Origin of the sequence: Cloacibacterium sp. TD35, from assembly GCF_028864635.1 — a bacterium.
GTDB lineage: Bacteria > Bacteroidota > Bacteroidia > Flavobacteriales > Weeksellaceae > Cloacibacterium.
In genome coordinates this window covers 730,276-745,666 of the sequence record NZ_CP104850.1, presented here as the reverse complement: position 1 = coordinate 745,666, position 15,391 = coordinate 730,276, and the positions used below count along the sequence as shown (strand labels likewise).

Annotated in this window: 16 protein-coding genes; 8 read left to right on the top strand and 8 right to left on the bottom strand. The window is 34.4% G+C overall.

Annotated features, from left to right (window positions below):
- The first annotated feature begins 45 nt into the window (after nt 1-45).
- Complete coding sequence (locus tag N7277_RS03365) at nt 46-1,581, top strand: YifB family Mg chelatase-like AAA ATPase (RefSeq protein ID WP_069799771.1); 1,536 nt, start codon at nt 46-48, stop codon at nt 1,579-1,581.
- Nucleotides 1,582-1,675: 94 nt separating this feature from the next.
- Here N7277_RS03365 and N7277_RS03360 read toward each other — a convergent pair whose 3' ends face one another.
- Complete coding sequence (locus tag N7277_RS03360; RefSeq protein ID WP_274780340.1) at nt 1,676-2,458, bottom strand: DUF4382 domain-containing protein; 783 nt, start codon at nt 2,456-2,458, stop codon at nt 1,676-1,678.
- Nucleotides 2,459-2,624: 166 nt separating this feature from the next.
- The gene (locus N7277_RS03355; RefSeq protein ID WP_274780339.1) at nt 2,625-3,728 is read right to left on the bottom strand and encodes a DUF3078 domain-containing protein; all 1,104 of its coding nucleotides are present in this window, start codon (nt 3,726-3,728) and stop codon (nt 2,625-2,627) included.
- 165 nt (nt 3,729-3,893) lie between these two features.
- On the opposite strand from N7277_RS03355, the gene N7277_RS03350 reads away from it, so the two are divergent.
- From N7277_RS03350 to gdhA, 3 genes are all read left to right on the top strand, one after another.
- A complete protein-coding gene (locus tag N7277_RS03350; protein WP_274780338.1) occupies nt 3,894-4,664 on the top strand; it encodes a rhomboid family intramembrane serine protease in 771 nt (256 codons plus the stop codon).
- A gap of 24 nt (nt 4,665-4,688) precedes the next feature.
- Nucleotides 4,689-5,792: a DNA-processing protein DprA gene (gene dprA, locus N7277_RS03345; protein WP_274780337.1), complete on the top strand. Its 1,104-nt coding sequence runs from the start codon at nt 4,689-4,691 to the stop codon at nt 5,790-5,792.
- Nucleotides 5,793-5,977: 185 nt separating this feature from the next.
- The gene (gene gdhA, locus N7277_RS03340) at nt 5,978-7,336 is read left to right on the top strand and encodes an NADP-specific glutamate dehydrogenase (RefSeq protein ID WP_274780336.1); all 1,359 of its coding nucleotides are present in this window, start codon (nt 5,978-5,980) and stop codon (nt 7,334-7,336) included.
- 71 nt (nt 7,337-7,407) lie between these two features.
- Here the strand turns inward: gdhA and N7277_RS03335 are convergent, their stop codons facing one another.
- Nucleotides 7,408-7,896, bottom strand: a complete 489-nt coding sequence (locus tag N7277_RS03335; RefSeq protein ID WP_274780335.1) for a YkgJ family cysteine cluster protein — start codon at nt 7,894-7,896, stop codon at nt 7,408-7,410.
- A gap of 79 nt (nt 7,897-7,975) precedes the next feature.
- On the opposite strand from N7277_RS03335, the gene N7277_RS03330 reads away from it, so the two are divergent.
- Nucleotides 7,976-8,362, top strand: a complete 387-nt coding sequence (locus tag N7277_RS03330; RefSeq protein WP_274780334.1) for a group III truncated hemoglobin — start codon at nt 7,976-7,978, stop codon at nt 8,360-8,362.
- On the opposite strand, the gene N7277_RS03325 is transcribed toward N7277_RS03330, so the two are convergent.
- The 5 genes from N7277_RS03325 to N7277_RS03305 all read right to left on the bottom strand — a co-directional run bounded on the left by N7277_RS03325 (nt 8,357) and on the right by N7277_RS03305 (nt 11,330).
- Nucleotides 8,357-8,644: a DUF6122 family protein gene (locus tag N7277_RS03325; protein WP_446715120.1), complete on the bottom strand. Its 288-nt coding sequence runs from the start codon at nt 8,642-8,644 to the stop codon at nt 8,357-8,359. The genes N7277_RS03330 and N7277_RS03325 overlap by 6 nt on opposite strands.
- A 54-nt stretch (nt 8,645-8,698) precedes the next feature.
- A complete protein-coding gene (locus N7277_RS03320) occupies nt 8,699-9,415 on the bottom strand; it encodes a DNA alkylation repair protein (protein ID WP_274780332.1) in 717 nt (238 codons plus the stop codon).
- 15 nt (nt 9,416-9,430) lie between these two features.
- Nucleotides 9,431-10,642 carry a GTPase HflX gene (gene hflX / locus N7277_RS03315; protein ID WP_274780331.1) on the bottom strand — a complete coding sequence of 404 codons (1,212 nt, stop codon included), beginning with the start codon at nt 10,640-10,642 and terminating at the stop codon, nt 9,431-9,433.
- 48 nt (nt 10,643-10,690) lie between these two features.
- On the bottom strand, nt 10,691-10,957 hold the full coding sequence (locus N7277_RS03310; RefSeq protein WP_274780330.1) for a SemiSWEET family sugar transporter: 267 nt from the start codon (nt 10,955-10,957) through the stop codon (nt 10,691-10,693).
- 70 nt (nt 10,958-11,027) lie between these two features.
- Nucleotides 11,028-11,330, bottom strand: coding sequence for a SemiSWEET family sugar transporter (locus N7277_RS03305; protein ID WP_274780329.1), 303 nt, complete (start codon nt 11,328-11,330; stop codon nt 11,028-11,030).
- Between the two features lie 200 nt (nt 11,331-11,530).
- Here N7277_RS03305 and N7277_RS03300 point away from each other — a divergent pair, with 200 nt between their 5' ends.
- From N7277_RS03300 to N7277_RS03290, 3 genes are all read left to right on the top strand, one after another.
- Nucleotides 11,531-13,663, top strand: a complete 2,133-nt coding sequence (locus tag N7277_RS03300) for a S46 family peptidase (protein ID WP_274780328.1) — start codon at nt 11,531-11,533, stop codon at nt 13,661-13,663.
- 165 nt (nt 13,664-13,828) lie between these two features.
- Entirely contained in the window at nt 13,829-14,305 is a 477-nt protein-coding gene (locus tag N7277_RS03295; protein WP_274780327.1) for a YdeI/OmpD-associated family protein, read from the top strand.
- Nucleotides 14,306-14,322: 17 nt separating this feature from the next.
- A complete protein-coding gene (locus tag N7277_RS03290; RefSeq protein ID WP_274780326.1) occupies nt 14,323-15,390 on the top strand; it encodes a calcium:proton antiporter in 1,068 nt (355 codons plus the stop codon).
- Nucleotide 15,391: the final 1 nt, after the last annotated feature.

The window sequence follows — 15,391 nt, the reverse complement described above, 5'->3', positions numbered from 1 at the left end:
CAAAAAAATCCTTACTTTTACTTTTGTAAAAAACTAATAACCAAAATGCTAGTAAAGATTTTCGGGAGCGCTATTCATGGCGTATCGGCGCAAACCATCACTATAGAAGTTAATGTAGACACAGGCGGAGTAGGCTATCATCTTGTAGGCTTACCAGATAATGCCATTAAAGAAAGCAGCTATAGAATTAATGCCGCACTCAAAAATGTAGGCTACAAAATTCCGGGTAAGAAAATCACCATCAACATGGCTCCTGCAGATTTGCGCAAAGAAGGTTCTGCCTATGATTTAAGCATTGCTATTGGGATTTTGGCTGCTTCAGACTTAATAAAAGCCGAAAATTTAGAAAAATATATCATCATGGGCGAACTTTCCCTTGACGGAGGTTTGCAACCGATAAAAGGCGTTCTGCCGATTGCCATAAAAGCCAGAGAAGAAGGTTTCAAAGGCATTATTTTACCAAAGCAAAATGTAAGAGAAGCCGCTATTGTCAACAATCTGGAAGTTTACGGCGTAGAAAACATTAAACAAGTTATTGATTTCTTTAACGAAGATATTCCGCTGGAAAGAACAGAATTTGACACCCGAAAAGAGTTTCAAGAAAAAATAGACCATTTTCCTTTTGATTTTTCTGAAGTGAAAGGACAAGAAACCGCAAAACGTGCGATGGAAGTTGCCGCAGCTGGTGGTCACAATATTATTCTCATCGGTCCTCCCGGAAGTGGAAAAACCATGCTCGCTAAACGCGTTCCGAGTATTTTGCCACCATTAACCATGAAAGAAGCTTTGGAAACTACCAAAATTCATTCTGTGGCAGGAAAAATGGGCGCCAATAATTCTTTGATGACAGTTCGTCCGTTTCGTTCACCTCATCACACGATTTCTGACGTGGCTCTAGTTGGTGGCGGAAGTTATCCTCAACCTGGCGAAATTTCTTTGGCGCATAATGGAGTTTTATTTCTGGATGAAATGCCAGAATTTAAAAGAACAGTTCTGGAAGTAATGCGTCAACCGTTGGAAGACCGAGAAGTGACGATTTCCAGAGCGAGATTTTCGGTGAATTATCCTGCAAGTTTTATGCTGGTGGCAAGTATGAATCCTTCACCAAGTGGTTATTTCCCTGATGATCCTAATAATACTTCGTCTCAATTTGAAATGCAACGCTACATGAATAAACTTTCTGGACCTTTGTTGGATAGAATTGATATTCACATCGAAGTTCAAAAAGTAGAATTCGAGCAACTTTCAGACAGAAGAAAAGGTGAAAGCAGTATTGCAATAAGAGAACGCGTTTTGAAAGCCAGAGAAATGCAAAATGTTCGCTACCAAGATTTAGACATCAGTTACAATGCTCAAATCGGCCCTAAAGAATTAGAAAAATACTGTGAACTGAATGAAGATTCTAAAAATCTCATCAAAAACGCCATGGAAAAACTAAATCTTTCGGCGAGAGCTTATGACAGGATTTTGAAGGTTTCTAGAACTATTGCAGATTTAGAACAATCAGAACATATTCTTTCTCATCATATTTCTGAAGCGATACAATACAGAAGTCTGGATAGAGAATTTTGGAATGCTTAATTTTCAGGGCTTATAAGAAGGTCTCTGCTTGTTATTAACTTATCAAATAAAAAATCCACCAAAAATTTGGTGGATTTCTCTTTTAGTATTTTTATTAATTTGGTTTTACTAAAGTAGTAGTACCTAGATTAGTTACTTGACCATAAGTTACCGATACATTTTCTTTGTTTACATCTCCATAACCTGTAGAAGCATCTGCATCATAAGAAACTTTATACGTAGCAGAAGGTAAACCTTTGAACATGAAAAAACCATCTGCATTCGGCAAAGCAGTAGCTATGGTGTCATTTACATTAATCACATGAATTAATGATTTAGCATCTTGTGGTAAAACATATCCTTTGATTTGTCCGTCTGTTAATTCAGAAAAAGTTCTGATTACTGGTTTTAAAGCATAGGTTCCGTTTCCTTGTTTTACGATAGAACGGCCTGCGTCAAAATCTATCCAAACATTATAAGCGCCACCAGCTGCAAGTGTTTGATGCCAGTTAAATTTTAGTCCACTCTGCATTGCAGAAGGAGTAGATAGTGGATATTCTACGCCGTCTATAACTACAGAATTATTAGTTCCTAAAACCAATCTCATCTGAGAAATGGTGCCAGCAGGCAATTCTGCTTCTGCTAGAAGCATATCCATTCCGTTTCTGAAATCTAGAAGATTATATACGCCAGGTTTTATAACAGAGAAAGTATTCCAACCAGATTGGTCTGAGTTAATTTCTACGCTTTTAATGTCGATTTTTACCGCATCATATTTTGCGGGAGCATCTGTTAACTTAACATTCAACTTTGCTGTGTTTCCTGAATCATCTGAAGAATTACATGAAACCAACGATAAAGCTGCGATGGCAGCGAAAGATAAAAATAAATTTTTCACAATTAAACTTTTTGTTTTTTGATAGTACAAATTTTCAAAATCATTCCTAAAGAAAATTTATAGAATTATCTGAAAATCTTATAACATTTTGATTACTGAGCGTAATTTTGCACCATATATAAAAAAGTCTAATTTCTATTTTATTAACGAAGTTTACGGACAATTATTATAAAAAAGGCTTTACTTTTTTAATTTTGGGTTTATCTTGATTTTCGATACCAAGATTATAGGTAAAACCTATCCCAAGCGTTTGCTTAAACTGCATTCTTTTGATTTGGTCATGATCGTACAATAAATCTACATTTACATTGGTAGAAATCAATTTATTAATTCTAAAGTTCAATTGACCATTGTACGAGAAATCTACTCGTTCTGTATGATATAAATAATTGGTGAAGAAATTCAATTGATTCACCAGATTAATGTCTTTATAAATTTTTTGTCTGTACAAAATATTCACCATGGCTCCTAACTCTTTTCTGAGGCTTTGCCCATCTTTTTCCAAACCGTAAAAACCTACTTTTTGCAAATGCTTATCGGCTACAATGGTAAACTTACCATTAATAGGTCTAAAAATCACTTGGAAATTCTCATTGGGATTATACGAAATACCAATACCCGTATTGATGTATGCTGGTGCTAAAAATTTAGAAATTCTGTCATCAAAATTCGGGCTCGGGGTTTTCACATAGTTATAACCTGGCGCAAACTGAGAAATAAACTGCAAACCAGAAGACAAATAATAATTTCTTCCTAAATCATAACCATAATTTGCCATGATATTAATGTAATCTTCTGTTTTTCTGGTGGTTTGTCCACTTGCTGCTACAATCCCATATCCTATCTGGAAATTATTTTCTAAGTAATGTTTGCGTTTTTTAAAACTTATATTGTAATTAATCTTTCCCAAAACACCTATGTTGTTATTTCCTCCAGAATTCCAGTTGCTGAAACTCGCTTGGTTAAAAACCATATTGTTTTGACCATAGAAATACCATTTTTTTTCTTCCTTAGTTTTAATCAATTGAAACGGTGTAATAGGAATCTCTGTGCCGAGTTCTGCAATGATTTTATCGGTTTTTAGAATAATGGTGTCTTTGTGCTTTACATCTATTTTTTGTAAATTAATTTCTGCCAAAGAATCTAAGTTAGGAATGTTTTTTTTCCAGTTTTCTGCGCTTATGGAATCTAGTATTTTTTTACTCTCAATTTGGGAGTAATACACATGTATAGATAGACAACCGAACACAAAAATTAACAACTTCTTCATTTTCAAAATTTAAAAAACCAGTCCAAAAATACAATTTGTAAAACGAATGGAAGTCTTGAAAACGAAAAAATCTTACTTTTTGTCTATAATTTTTAAAAAATTCGGGAATTTATAGTCAAATTTTCCATAAAATTGTCATGGCATTTATTTAGTCACATTTTATTTATGCTAAAAAACACCATCCACATCAAAGCGCTTTTAATTCCTCTCTTCATGCTCTCTGACATGTGGTTAGGTTTCTTTTTACAACATATTGGTTTTGTAGAAAATTGTGAAGGCTCCCTTATTCCTTTGGTTCCAGAAGGCTTAAAAGGCGTAATATTTTCTCCGCTTTTACACGGGAATTTAGAACACATTGCCAGTAATTCTGTGCCCATTGCAGCATTGCTTTTCTTGCTCTATCAGTTTTATCCTAAATTAGCCAATCCAGTATTTTTCTATGGATGGATTGTGACGGGACTCGTAGTTTGGTTACTGCCTCCTATGAATTTTTTCGGACAAGAAGCAGCTTATACCTGCATCATCGGAGCGAGCGGAATTGTATACATGCTTGCATTTTTCTTATTCTTCAGTGGAATTTTCAGAAAAGATAAAAAACTGCTTACCGTTTCACTTTTAGTGGCATTGTATTACGGAAGTTTAATCTGGGGGATTTTTCCAGAAGAATTGTTCTATCGATTAGAAGAACCCAGTCGTATTTCTTGGCAAGCACACCTTTCTGGAGCTGTGGTAGGCATTTCTCTAGCACTGATTTTTAGAAAAAAACATCAAGAAAAAAAGAAAAAATTCATTTGGGAATTCCCGAATTATTATAGCGAAAAAGATGATAAACTCTGGCAAGAGTACATCGAAAATCACCCTGAGCATTTTCTAGAAATGCCGCAGAAAAAGAAAGAAGAAATCTGGGAACATTTAGATAAACTTAGAAAAAAGTAAAGCGATTTTTTCTTATTTTTGAGAATGTTACATGAAGAACATCTTTATTCCATAGCGTTACGCGCTACTCCGCTCATTGGCGATGTGAATTTTATGAAGTTGGTAGAAATTACAGGTTCTGCCAAAGAAACTTGGCGTCTTTCTAAGAAATTGCTGAAAGAAATTCCGGGAATTGGCTCGAAAATCACTCAAGAAATTGGTAACGAAAAATATCTGCAATTCGCAGAAAAAGAAATTGATTTCTGTCAAAAAAATAACATTAAAATTAATCTTCGCCATCTAAAAGAACTTCCAAAACTGCTTTCTAACTGTGATGATGCTCCAGCAATACTTTACCAAAAAGGAAGTTTAGACGAAAGTTTAACTCCGGTTTCCATTATAGGAACTAGAAACATGACGGGTTATGGTAAACATTTTATTGAAGAATTTTTAGAAATTTTAAAAAATAAAAAAGTTCTCATAGTAAGTGGTTTGGCACTCGGAACAGATGGCTGCGCTCATGCTGAAGCCTTGAAAAACAAACTCAAAACAGTGGGCGTTTTAGCCCATGGTTTGCATCTTATCTATCCTTCTCAGCATAAAAAATTAGCTGCAGATATTTTAGAAGAAGATGGCGCTTTGCTCACAGAATTTAATTCTCATGATAAACCAAACCGAGAACATTTTTTGCAAAGAAACAGAATTGTAGCAGGATTTTCGCCTGTTACCATTGTGGTAGAAACCGCTTTTGGTGGCGGCTCTTTGAGTACAGTAAGTTATGCCAATGATTATAACAGAGAGGTTTTTGCGCTGCCTGGAAAAATCAATGATAAGTACAGCCAAGGTTGTAATCTGCTTATCGCACAGAACAAAGCCAGAATTTTACAAAATTTTGAAGAAATATTAGTTGAATTGCAATTGGGTAAAGAAAAAGAAAAGATAGGAAGTCTTTTTGAAGCAAAAGAAATTAAGTTGAATAAAGAGCTGCAACCCATTTATAACACGATTGCTTCTCAGCCTCAAATTTCGTTAGACGACTTGAGTGAAAAATTAGACATTCCTCCTTACAAATTGTTGCCCGTTTTGCTTGATTTTGAGTTAAAAGGATACATCAAAGCACTTTCTGGAAAGCAATATTCTGTAATTTAAAAATTCATGATTTTTTAATATTTCATTATTTTTCACATAACATCATGTTTTCCTTAATAGAAACATTATAATTATGAATTTAATAAAATTTTTAGCATAATTTATATAATTTTCATTAAAGTTAAAATAATTGTTGTGAGAATAGAAAAAAAATTTATATTTGTCTGTAATAATTCATAACATCTATGGAACAAAATACTATCGAACAAAAAATACAAGAGTTCGTTGCAAAAATTGAAGCAAAAAACCCAAATGAGCCAGAATTTCTACAAGCAGTAAAGGAGGTAGCGGTTACAGTTATTCCTTTTATTGCCACTAAAGAAGAATACCGAGGAATGAAGCTTCTAGAGAGAATGGCGGAGCCTGAAAGAGTAATCATCTTCAGAGTTCCTTGGGTGGATGATAAAGGTGAAATTCAGGTGAATAGAGGTTTCAGAATTCAAATGAACTCTGCAATCGGGCCATATAAAGGAGGAATCAGATTCCATCCTACGGTAAACCTATCAGTGCTAAAATTTTTAGCATTTGAACAAGTTTTCAAAAACTCTTTGACTACTTTACCTATGGGTGGTGGAAAAGGAGGTTCAGATTTCGATCCACAAGGTAAATCCAATAATGAGATCATGAGATTCTGCCAATCTTTCATGACAGAAATGTGTAAACACATCGGTCCAGAAACCGATGTTCCTGCAGGAGATATAGGAGTAGGTGCTAGAGAAATTGGTTACCTTTTCGGTCAATATAAGAGAATCAGAAATGAGTTTACTGGAGTTCTTACTGGTAAAGGTTTAGCATACGGTGGTTCATTAATCAGACCAGAAGCTACTGGTTATGGTGTGGTTTACTTCTGCGAGCAGATGCTTCATACTATTGGGGAAGAAGTTAAAGGTAAAACATTCACTGTTTCAGGTTTCGGAAATGTAGCTTGGGGAGTAGTGAAAAAAGTAAATGAACTGGGTGGAAAAGTGCTTACCATTTCAGGTCCAGACGGATACATCTACGATAAAGACGGAATTTCTGGTGAAAAGATTGATTACATGCTTGAAATGAGAGCTTCTGGAACCAACAGAGCGGAAGATTTCGCTAAAAAATTCCCTTCTGCAGAATTCCACGCAGGAAAACGTCCTTGGGAAGTAAAATGTGACGTGGCAATTCCAGCAGCTACACAAAACGAACTTCACCTAGAAGATGCTCAAAAATTGGTATCTAATGGTGTAATCTGTGTGACTGAAGCTGCAAACATGCCTTCTACACTAGATGCAATAAACTATTTCTTAGATAATAAAGTATTATTCAGCCCAGGAAAAGCTTCTAACGCTGGTGGTGTAGCAACTTCTGGTCTAGAAATGACTCAAAACTCTATCAGATTAAACTGGAGTTCTGAAGAAGTAGACGCTAGACTGAAAGAAATTATGATTGGTATTCACAATGCTTGTAGAAAATACGGTAAAGAAGAAAATGGATACGTAAACTATGTAAAAGGTGCTAATATTGCTGGTTTCGTGAAAGTAGCTGAAGCGATGCTTGCACAAGGTGTAGTATAAATAATTGATGATTTTTTCAAAATAAAGACCCATAAAACGGTAGAAAGTCTCGGATTATATTCGAGACTTTTTTATTTGGTAAGGTTTTTCATCATTTTTTCTACAAACGTAAATGCAGCAGGACAAATCACCGTGTTTTTCAGCATGAGGCTGTTAATTTGATAAATTTTCTTTCTATCAGTATGAGGATATTCTCTGCATGCTTTTGGTCTTATTTCGTAGATAGAACACGCGTTATCTTCATTAAGGAAAAAGCAAGGTAAATTTTGCAGAACTTTGTCATTATCTTCGTCTATTCTTAGAAATTTTGCTTCAAAATCTGCTGGTTTCATTCTAAGATGTTTAGAAATTCTTTCGATGTCTTTTTCAGTATAAAGCGGACCTGTAGTTTTGCAACAATTGGCGCAAGACAAACAATCAACCTCATCGAAAACCTCATCATGCACTTCTTGAACCACATAATCTAAATTTTTAGGCGGTTTTTTTTTGAGATTTTCAAGAAACTTTTTGTATTCTTTTTGCTTCTGTAAAGCTTGATTTTTATAAAACTCTAAATCCATCTTATCGTTAATCCTGCAAAATTAAACTAATTGATTGAAATCATAAATTTTTCATGATATAAAGCCCTATTTTTGTGAAATGAAAGACATAACCAACACTCAAGACATACAATTACTCGTCAATACTTTTTACGACAGCGTTAGACAATCAGAAATCGGTTTTTTCTTTGAAGAAATTGTGCCGGTAAACTGGGAAAAGCATTTGCCAAAAATGTATCTATTCTGGCAAGCCTTATTGTTTGCTGATGTAAAATTTGACGGAAACCCTATGGGAGCTCACTTCCCTATCAACGAAAAAATGGCTATGGAAAAACGCCATTTTGAAACATGGTTGAACCTTTGGAAATCTACTGTAGACCAATTATTCTCAGGCGAAATCGCAGAATCTGCAAAATCTAAAGCCGAAAATATTGCTAATTTAATGGCCTATAAAATGGAAATGGATACCAAGTTGAGAAAATCATAATCTCATTAACCATCTCCAGAAATAAAAATCCTGAAAATCTGTAAACATATGAAATAGCAATCCTATTGCTATGATTTTGTAATTTCCTCGCAGAAATAAAACGCCTAAAAAGTATAAAAAAATCATGGGATAAGTATGCAAAGGATGAAAACCGATGCTGCTTCTTCCCTCTTGGAAAATTGGCGTAGCAAAAAGATGATCTACATCTACCAACATGGTGGCTAACATAATGAAATAGACCTTTTTCCAATTTTCTCTATAGAAAACAAGCGCTATAAACACTGGAAATATCAAGTGTAAAAAATAGTGCGTTATGATTTTTGCAACTTCCAAAGTTTAAATTCTTCCTTTTAAAAAGTCTTGGCGTAAATCTTCGTCTAGTTTTTCAATCGCATAGCGAAGTGAAGTTCTGGGCATATTCTGGTAATGAGTTTTCAAGAAATTCAATAATTTTTCTTCATCTTTTTTGCCTATTTCTCTTAGAAGCCACCCGTTTGCTTTGTGCATCAAATCATGCGAATGATTCAAGTTATTCAGTGCCAATTCTATGGTTAAATCATGACTTCCTTTTTTAATATGATACATCGTAGCTACAATTGCGATGCGTTTTTCCCACATGCTTTCAGAATTCGATAACTTTTTCAAAATATCATCTTTCTGATTTTCAAAGCAATATCTTCCTAATAATTTATAACAAGATAAATCTACCAAGTCCCAATTGTTGATATATTTTGTATTTTTCAGATAAAAATCTACTAGAGTTTTCTTCTCTTTTTCGTCTTTGGATTTCTCAAATTGAGTTACCAAAATCAACAGTGCCACTAATCTCATCTCGTGAAATTCTGATTTCAAAATTTCTTGAACATCTTCTAAAGTGGCTTTTTGCCAATACTCCTTCACCAACTTTCTAGAATCTGGAACCACTACACCAATGAATTGGTCACCTTCTGCATATTGACCTTTTCCCGTTTTAAAAAAATACGGCAAAAAATCTCTCTTTTCTGGTGTGGAAAGAAATTGTAAGGCTTCAAGGATTTGGTTGTGGAATGTCATTTTTAAATTTTCAAATTAACGTTCTTCATCCTCAAAATACTCAAACAAGAAATCATTATATGGGAATCTTGAAATATGTATTTTGTGAACCTCATCATAAATCATCTTCTTCATTTCTGAGAAATTTTCTTTAGTCAAAGCCGAAATGAAAACCGTAGGATATTTAGATTTTGCCATCCAAGTTTTTTTCCATTCTTCCAAAGAAATATTCTTTTTGGTAGTTGGAGTTAAATCATCTTCGTCTTTTTTCTCATAAGCAAAAGCATCTATTTTATTGAAAACCATAATCATAGGTTTCTGATGCGCATTAATTTCCATGAGAATTTGGTTCACTGAATCGATGTGGTCTTCGAAACTTTCGTGAGAAATATCTACCACGTGAATGAGTAAATCTGCTTCTCTTACCTCATCTAGCGTAGATTTAAAAGATTCTACTAACTGCGTAGGCAATTTTCTGATGAAACCAACCGTATCTGTCAACAAAAACGGTAAGTTTCCAATCACCACTTTACGAACGGTTGTGTCTAGCGTTGCAAAGAGTTTATTTTCTGCAAAAACTTCTGATTTAGAAAGCGCATTCATGAGTGTAGATTTTCCTACGTTCGTATACCCTACTAAAGCTACTCTCACTACTTTTCCGCGATTGCTTCGCTGCGTTGCCATTTGTTTATCAATGGTTTTCAATTTTTCTTTGAGCAAAGAAATTCGGTCACGAATGATACGTCTATCGGTTTCAATTTCGGTTTCACCAGGACCACGCATTCCGATACCACCTCGCTGACGCTCTAAGTGCGTCCACATTCTGGTTAATCTCGGCAAAAGATATTCGTATTGTGCGAGTTCTACTTGAGTTCTTGCATAAGAAGTTTGGGCTCTTTGTGCAAAAATATCGAGGATAAGATTGGTTCTGTCGAGGATTTTCACTTCCATTTCACGCTCTAAATTTTTGAGCTGAGAAGGCGAAAGTTCGTCATCAAAAATAACGGTTCCTATTTCGTTTTCTTTTACAAAATTTTTGATTTCTTCTGCTTTTCCGCTTCCTACAAAGGTTTTAGAATCTGGTTGAGATAATTTCTGCGTAAAGCGTTTTTCTACAGTTGCACCTGCAGTATAGGCGAGAAATTCTAACTCATCTAGGTATTCTGTAAGTTTTTCTTCGTCTTGATGTTGTGTAATTAAGCCTACTAAAACGGCTTTTTCGTATTGATGTTCTTTTTTTTCGAGCATAAGGTTTACTGACTACATTATTTTACAAAGGTAATATATATTCACCTATCATAGAGATTTTGAGAATTTCCATTTTAAAATCAATAAAAAAACGGTGATGGCGATAGAAATACTGTTGGTCGCCATCATAGAAATGCTGTCTTTTACCACACCATAATACAACCAAAGCACACTGCTGATTATTCCTATAATACAAGTGAGCAAAGAGATTTCTTCGGCTGATTTTTCCTTGAAAATTTTAACAATTTGAGGGATAAAAAGCGCAGAGGAAATTCCACCAGCTATAAATCCAAACACTTCTGGATTGATATTCATGTTTTTCTTTCAAAGAAAATTTCTTTTCTCCAAAAGAACATTTCAAGGTTTAAAGAATCTTTTATAGAATTTACTTTTCAGAATATTTCCACTTGAGCAAAAGCATGATAATCGCAGATATACAGACCACTACATTGGTGAGAATTACAGAAGGTAATTGCTTTATAATGCCATAAACCAACCAAATTAAAGTACTGGTTACTACAATTAAAAAAGACATTACAGAAATATCTTTTACAGATTTAGACTTCCAAGTTTTAAAAATTTGCGGAACGAAGGTAATACAAGACAGTGTTCCTGCAATCAAGCCGAGAATTTCTGGGTTAAAATTCATAATATTTGGATAATAATTGATAACAAATGTAAAAATCATTTATTAAATATCGATCGTTATCAGTATCAATATTTAGCTACTGACTTTATGGTTTCCTCATTTTTTTTTTTAAAACAAATACTAATGTTAGAAAATTAGAATTTTATAATCTCTAAATTGTAACAGAAAGGCTAAAACAGATACCAATTTTCAAAAATCGCTTTTAATTCATACATTTACACATAAAATTTTTTAAATCAATGAAAAGAATATTTTTACTATTCACATTTCTATTGAGCTTTGCACAAATGCGTGCAGACGAAGGAATGTGGCTGATGATGCTCGTAAAGAGATTAAACGGAAAAGACTTACAAAAACAAGGGCTTAGATTAACTGCAGAAGAAATTTATTCTGTAAACAATTCTAGCCTAAAAGACGCCATCGTACAGTTTAATGGTGGTTGTACTGCAGAAGTAGTTTCTAAAGAAGGTTTGCTTTTCACAAACCACCACTGTGGTTATGATGCAATTGCAACACTTTCTACTCCAGAAAAAAATTATTTAAAAGATGGTTTCTTCGCCATGAGCAACAAAGAAGAGCTTCCTGCAAAAAATCTTTATGTGAGATTTTTAGTAAGAATGGATGATGTAACGGCTAGAATTAATGGGAAACTTAATCCTCAAATGTCTGCTGACGAAAGAAAAGCAGTAATCGATGCAGAATACAAAGCCATCCAAAAAGAAAATTCAGAAAATGGTAAATATACTGTTGTAGTAAGAGATTTCTTCAGCGGGAACGAATTCTACTATTTCGTATATCAAGATTATAAAGACGTAAGATTGGTAGGAACTCCTACAGAATCTATTGGTAAATTTGGTGGTGATACCGATAACTGGGAATGGCCAAGACATACTGGTGACTTCTCTGTTTTCAGAATTTATGGTGATGATAACGGAAATCCTGCAGAATATTCATTAAACAACGTTCCATTAAAACCTAAATATCACCTTCCTGTTTCTATGAAAGGTGTAAAACCTGGTGATTTCACCATGATTATGGGTTACCCTGGTAGAACTAACAGATATTTAACTTCTTATGGAATCAATCAATTGGTGACTAAAGATTATATCGGTTGGGTAGATGCTTCTAAATCTGCAATGGATGTGATGAAGAAGTACATGGACAAAGACACTCAAATCAGATTAGATTACGCTTCTCAATACGCTTCTGTAGCAAACTACTGGAAAAACAGAGCTGGAACCATAGAATCTGTAAACAAAAACGGAACAGTTGCAGACAAACAAAAAGTAGAAGCTAAATTCCAAGAATGGGCAAACTTAGCAGAAAACAAAGCTACTTATGGCAATGTCCTTTCAGAAATCGAAGCATATTACAAATTAATTGCTGATAGAAATTTAGAAAGAAACTACGCTACTCAATTCCAAAGAAATGCTAAATATGCAGTTCTTCCTTACAGAATTGGCGCTGCTCTTAAATCTTATATTGAGCAAAACGAAGCAGGTAAAACCGCTATGAAAGCTAGACTTCTTGCTGGTGTAGAAGCTTCTTACGACGGGTTTCACCCAGTAGTAGAAAAAGATATGTTACAAACTTTACTTTCTCTTTATAAGAACAAAGTACCGTTTGATTATCAACTTCCGGTGATGAAATATTCTAATCCAGCAGAATTAGCTAACCAAGCAGACGCTTCTATTTTCAGCACCAAAGAATCTCTACTTAAATTCATCGAAAATCCTAGTTTAGCTGTTTTAGAAAATGATCCGCTTTACAAATTCTCAGGAATTATGGTAGCAGAAGCTATGATGTTTGGAGACAAATATGTAAAAGCTGATGACCAATTTGCTAAAAACACAAGATTATACTTTGACGGTCTTAGAAAATCTATGCCAGAAAAAGAATTCTATCCAGATGCTAACTCTACTATGAGAGTAACTTTCGGTAAAGTAGATAGGTTACCAATCAGAAAAGACAGACAATATTATGGCGTAAAAGATAACTTCTATACTGATATGAAAGGTATGGTGGCTAAATACAAAAAAGGCGACGCAGAGTTTGACTTACCACAAAGATTGTTAGATCTATACAAGAAAAAAGATTTCGGTCCATACAAAGACAAAAAAGGTTACATGCCTGTAAACTTCTTATCAGATAATGATATTACAGGTGGAAACTCTGGTTCTCCTATCTTAAACGGAAATGGCGAATTAATTGGTCTTGCTTTCGATGGTAACTCTGAAGCACTTTCAGGAGATATCGTTTTCGAAAAACAATGGCAAAAAACCATCAACCTAGATGTAAGATTTTTACTTTGGGTAATGGATAAATATCACGGAGCTGGTTATTTATTAAACGAAATGACTATCAGAAAATAAGGCAACTTTGTTGCTTCTAACATTAACCTCGGAGAAATTTCTTCGAGGTTTTTTATTACTTTTTACTCCGTTTAGTTTTTAAAAAACTTTTATAAAAACTCAAATTTTCTTATTTTTAGGAAATCATAATTTTTAAACATTCTTTTTTCCTCAAAATTCACATAAATGACAACGGATTACATCACTTTTGAAGCAGAAATTAAGCAAAACGGCACTATGAATGCTGCCTTTGTAGACTTTCCTTTCTCTACAGAAGAATTATTTGGCAAAAAAGGTCAGGTAAAAATCAAAGCTTTGCTTGACGAAAAAGTAGAATACAGAGGAAGTCTTGCCAAAATGAAAAGTGATTGTCATCTACTGGGATTAACACAAGAGGTAAGAAAACAACTCGGGAAAACTTTTGGTGATAAGGTTACGGTGAAACTCTGGCAAGACCAAGAAGAAAGAATTGTAGAAATTCCTGATGATGTTTTAGAAGTTTTCGAAAAGAACAAAGAGGCTTTTGAAATGTATCAAAAAATGTCTTACACCCATCGGAAAGAATATATGAGATGGATTACCGATGCCAAAAAACCAGAAACCAGAGAAAACCGAAAGGTAAAATTGATAGAAATGATTTTAGCTGGTAAAAAAGGAATATAACTTAAATATAAACACGTATGAAATTAAAAAAACTTTTCCATTGGACGGTTATTGCTCCCATCCTAGCTTGGGCCATTTATTTTTTAACCCCCGATTCAGACAGTACAGTTATTTTAATGCTTTGTGGTGTTTTTTTAATGTTAAGTGTGTTTTCTGCAGTACACCATTCAGAAGTCATCGCACATAAAATTGGCGAACCTTTTGGAACTATTGTCTTGGCGATTTCCATTACAATTATAGAAGTAGCACTTATTATTTCGCTCATGGCAGCAGGAGGAAAAGAAACCTCACATCTCGCCAGAGATACTGTTTTCGCAGCGGTAATGCTTATTTTAAACGGTGTTTTAGGTTTAAGTTTATTGGTAGGAAGTGTGAAATTTCACGAACAGTTTTTTGCAAGAACCTCTGCCAATTCCCTACTCGTTTCTTTGATTGCTATTTTAGTTCTTACACTTATTCTTCCTAATTTTACCACCAGTGCAAATGGTCCTGTTTATACACAACCTCAATTGATTTTTGTTTCTATAGCTTGCCTTACCATTTACAGCACTTTTTTATTGGTTCAAACCGTGAGACACAGAAATTATTTCTTACCCAATAACAAAGAAGAAGTCATTTCTGTTCCTACTGCGAAAGAAAGTATTCTGAGCTTTATTACCTTATTGGTCTGTCTCGGAATAGTAGTATTAATGGCAAAAAAACTATCTACACCTATAGAAACCATCATTAGAAACGCAGGATTGCCACAATCTTTGGTCGGAGTAATTATTGCAGCAGTGATTTTATTACCAGAAGGAATCGCTTCCATTAAAGCAGCCAGAAAAGATGATTTACAGACCAGCCTCAATCTTTCTTTAGGCTCCGCATTGGCTTCTATTGGACTTACCATTCCTGCAGTTGCAGTTGTGTGCAGTATTTTTGATTTAGACCTTGTTTTAGGGTTAGATTATAAATCGATGGTTTTGCTGGGATTATCTATTTTTATCACCATGCTTTCACTAAGTCGAGGAAAAACCAACATTCTTTATGGTGTGGTTTTACTTGTGAACTTAGCAGCTTATATTTTTACTGTAATTTATCCTTAAT

Coding starts and splice junctions, on each gene's coding strand:
- N7277_RS03365 (WP_069799771.1), top strand. CDS start 46: ATGCTAGTAAAGATTTTCGGGAGCGCTATTCATGGCGTATCGGCGCAA.
- N7277_RS03355 (WP_274780339.1), bottom strand. CDS start 3,728: ATGAAGAAGTTGTTAATTTTTGTGTTCGGTTGTCTATCTATACATGTG.
- N7277_RS03350 (WP_274780338.1), top strand. CDS start 3,894: ATGCTAAAAAACACCATCCACATCAAAGCGCTTTTAATTCCTCTCTTC.
- dprA (WP_274780337.1), top strand. CDS start 4,689: ATGTTACATGAAGAACATCTTTATTCCATAGCGTTACGCGCTACTCCG.
- gdhA (WP_274780336.1), top strand. CDS start 5,978: ATGGAACAAAATACTATCGAACAAAAAATACAAGAGTTCGTTGCAAAA.
- N7277_RS03335 (WP_274780335.1), bottom strand. CDS start 7,896: ATGGATTTAGAGTTTTATAAAAATCAAGCTTTACAGAAGCAAAAAGAA.
- N7277_RS03330 (WP_274780334.1), top strand. CDS start 7,976: ATGAAAGACATAACCAACACTCAAGACATACAATTACTCGTCAATACT.
- N7277_RS03320 (WP_274780332.1), bottom strand. CDS start 9,415: ATGACATTCCACAACCAAATCCTTGAAGCCTTACAATTTCTTTCCACA.
- hflX (WP_274780331.1), bottom strand. CDS start 10,642: ATGCTCGAAAAAAAAGAACATCAATACGAAAAAGCCGTTTTAGTAGGC.
- N7277_RS03310 (WP_274780330.1), bottom strand. CDS start 10,957: ATGAATATCAATCCAGAAGTGTTTGGATTTATAGCTGGTGGAATTTCC.
- N7277_RS03305 (WP_274780329.1), bottom strand. CDS start 11,330: ATGATTTTTACATTTGTTATCAATTATTATCCAAATATTATGAATTTT.
- N7277_RS03300 (WP_274780328.1), top strand. CDS start 11,531: ATGAAAAGAATATTTTTACTATTCACATTTCTATTGAGCTTTGCACAA.
- N7277_RS03295 (WP_274780327.1), top strand. CDS start 13,829: ATGACAACGGATTACATCACTTTTGAAGCAGAAATTAAGCAAAACGGC.
- N7277_RS03290 (WP_274780326.1), top strand. CDS start 14,323: ATGAAATTAAAAAAACTTTTCCATTGGACGGTTATTGCTCCCATCCTA.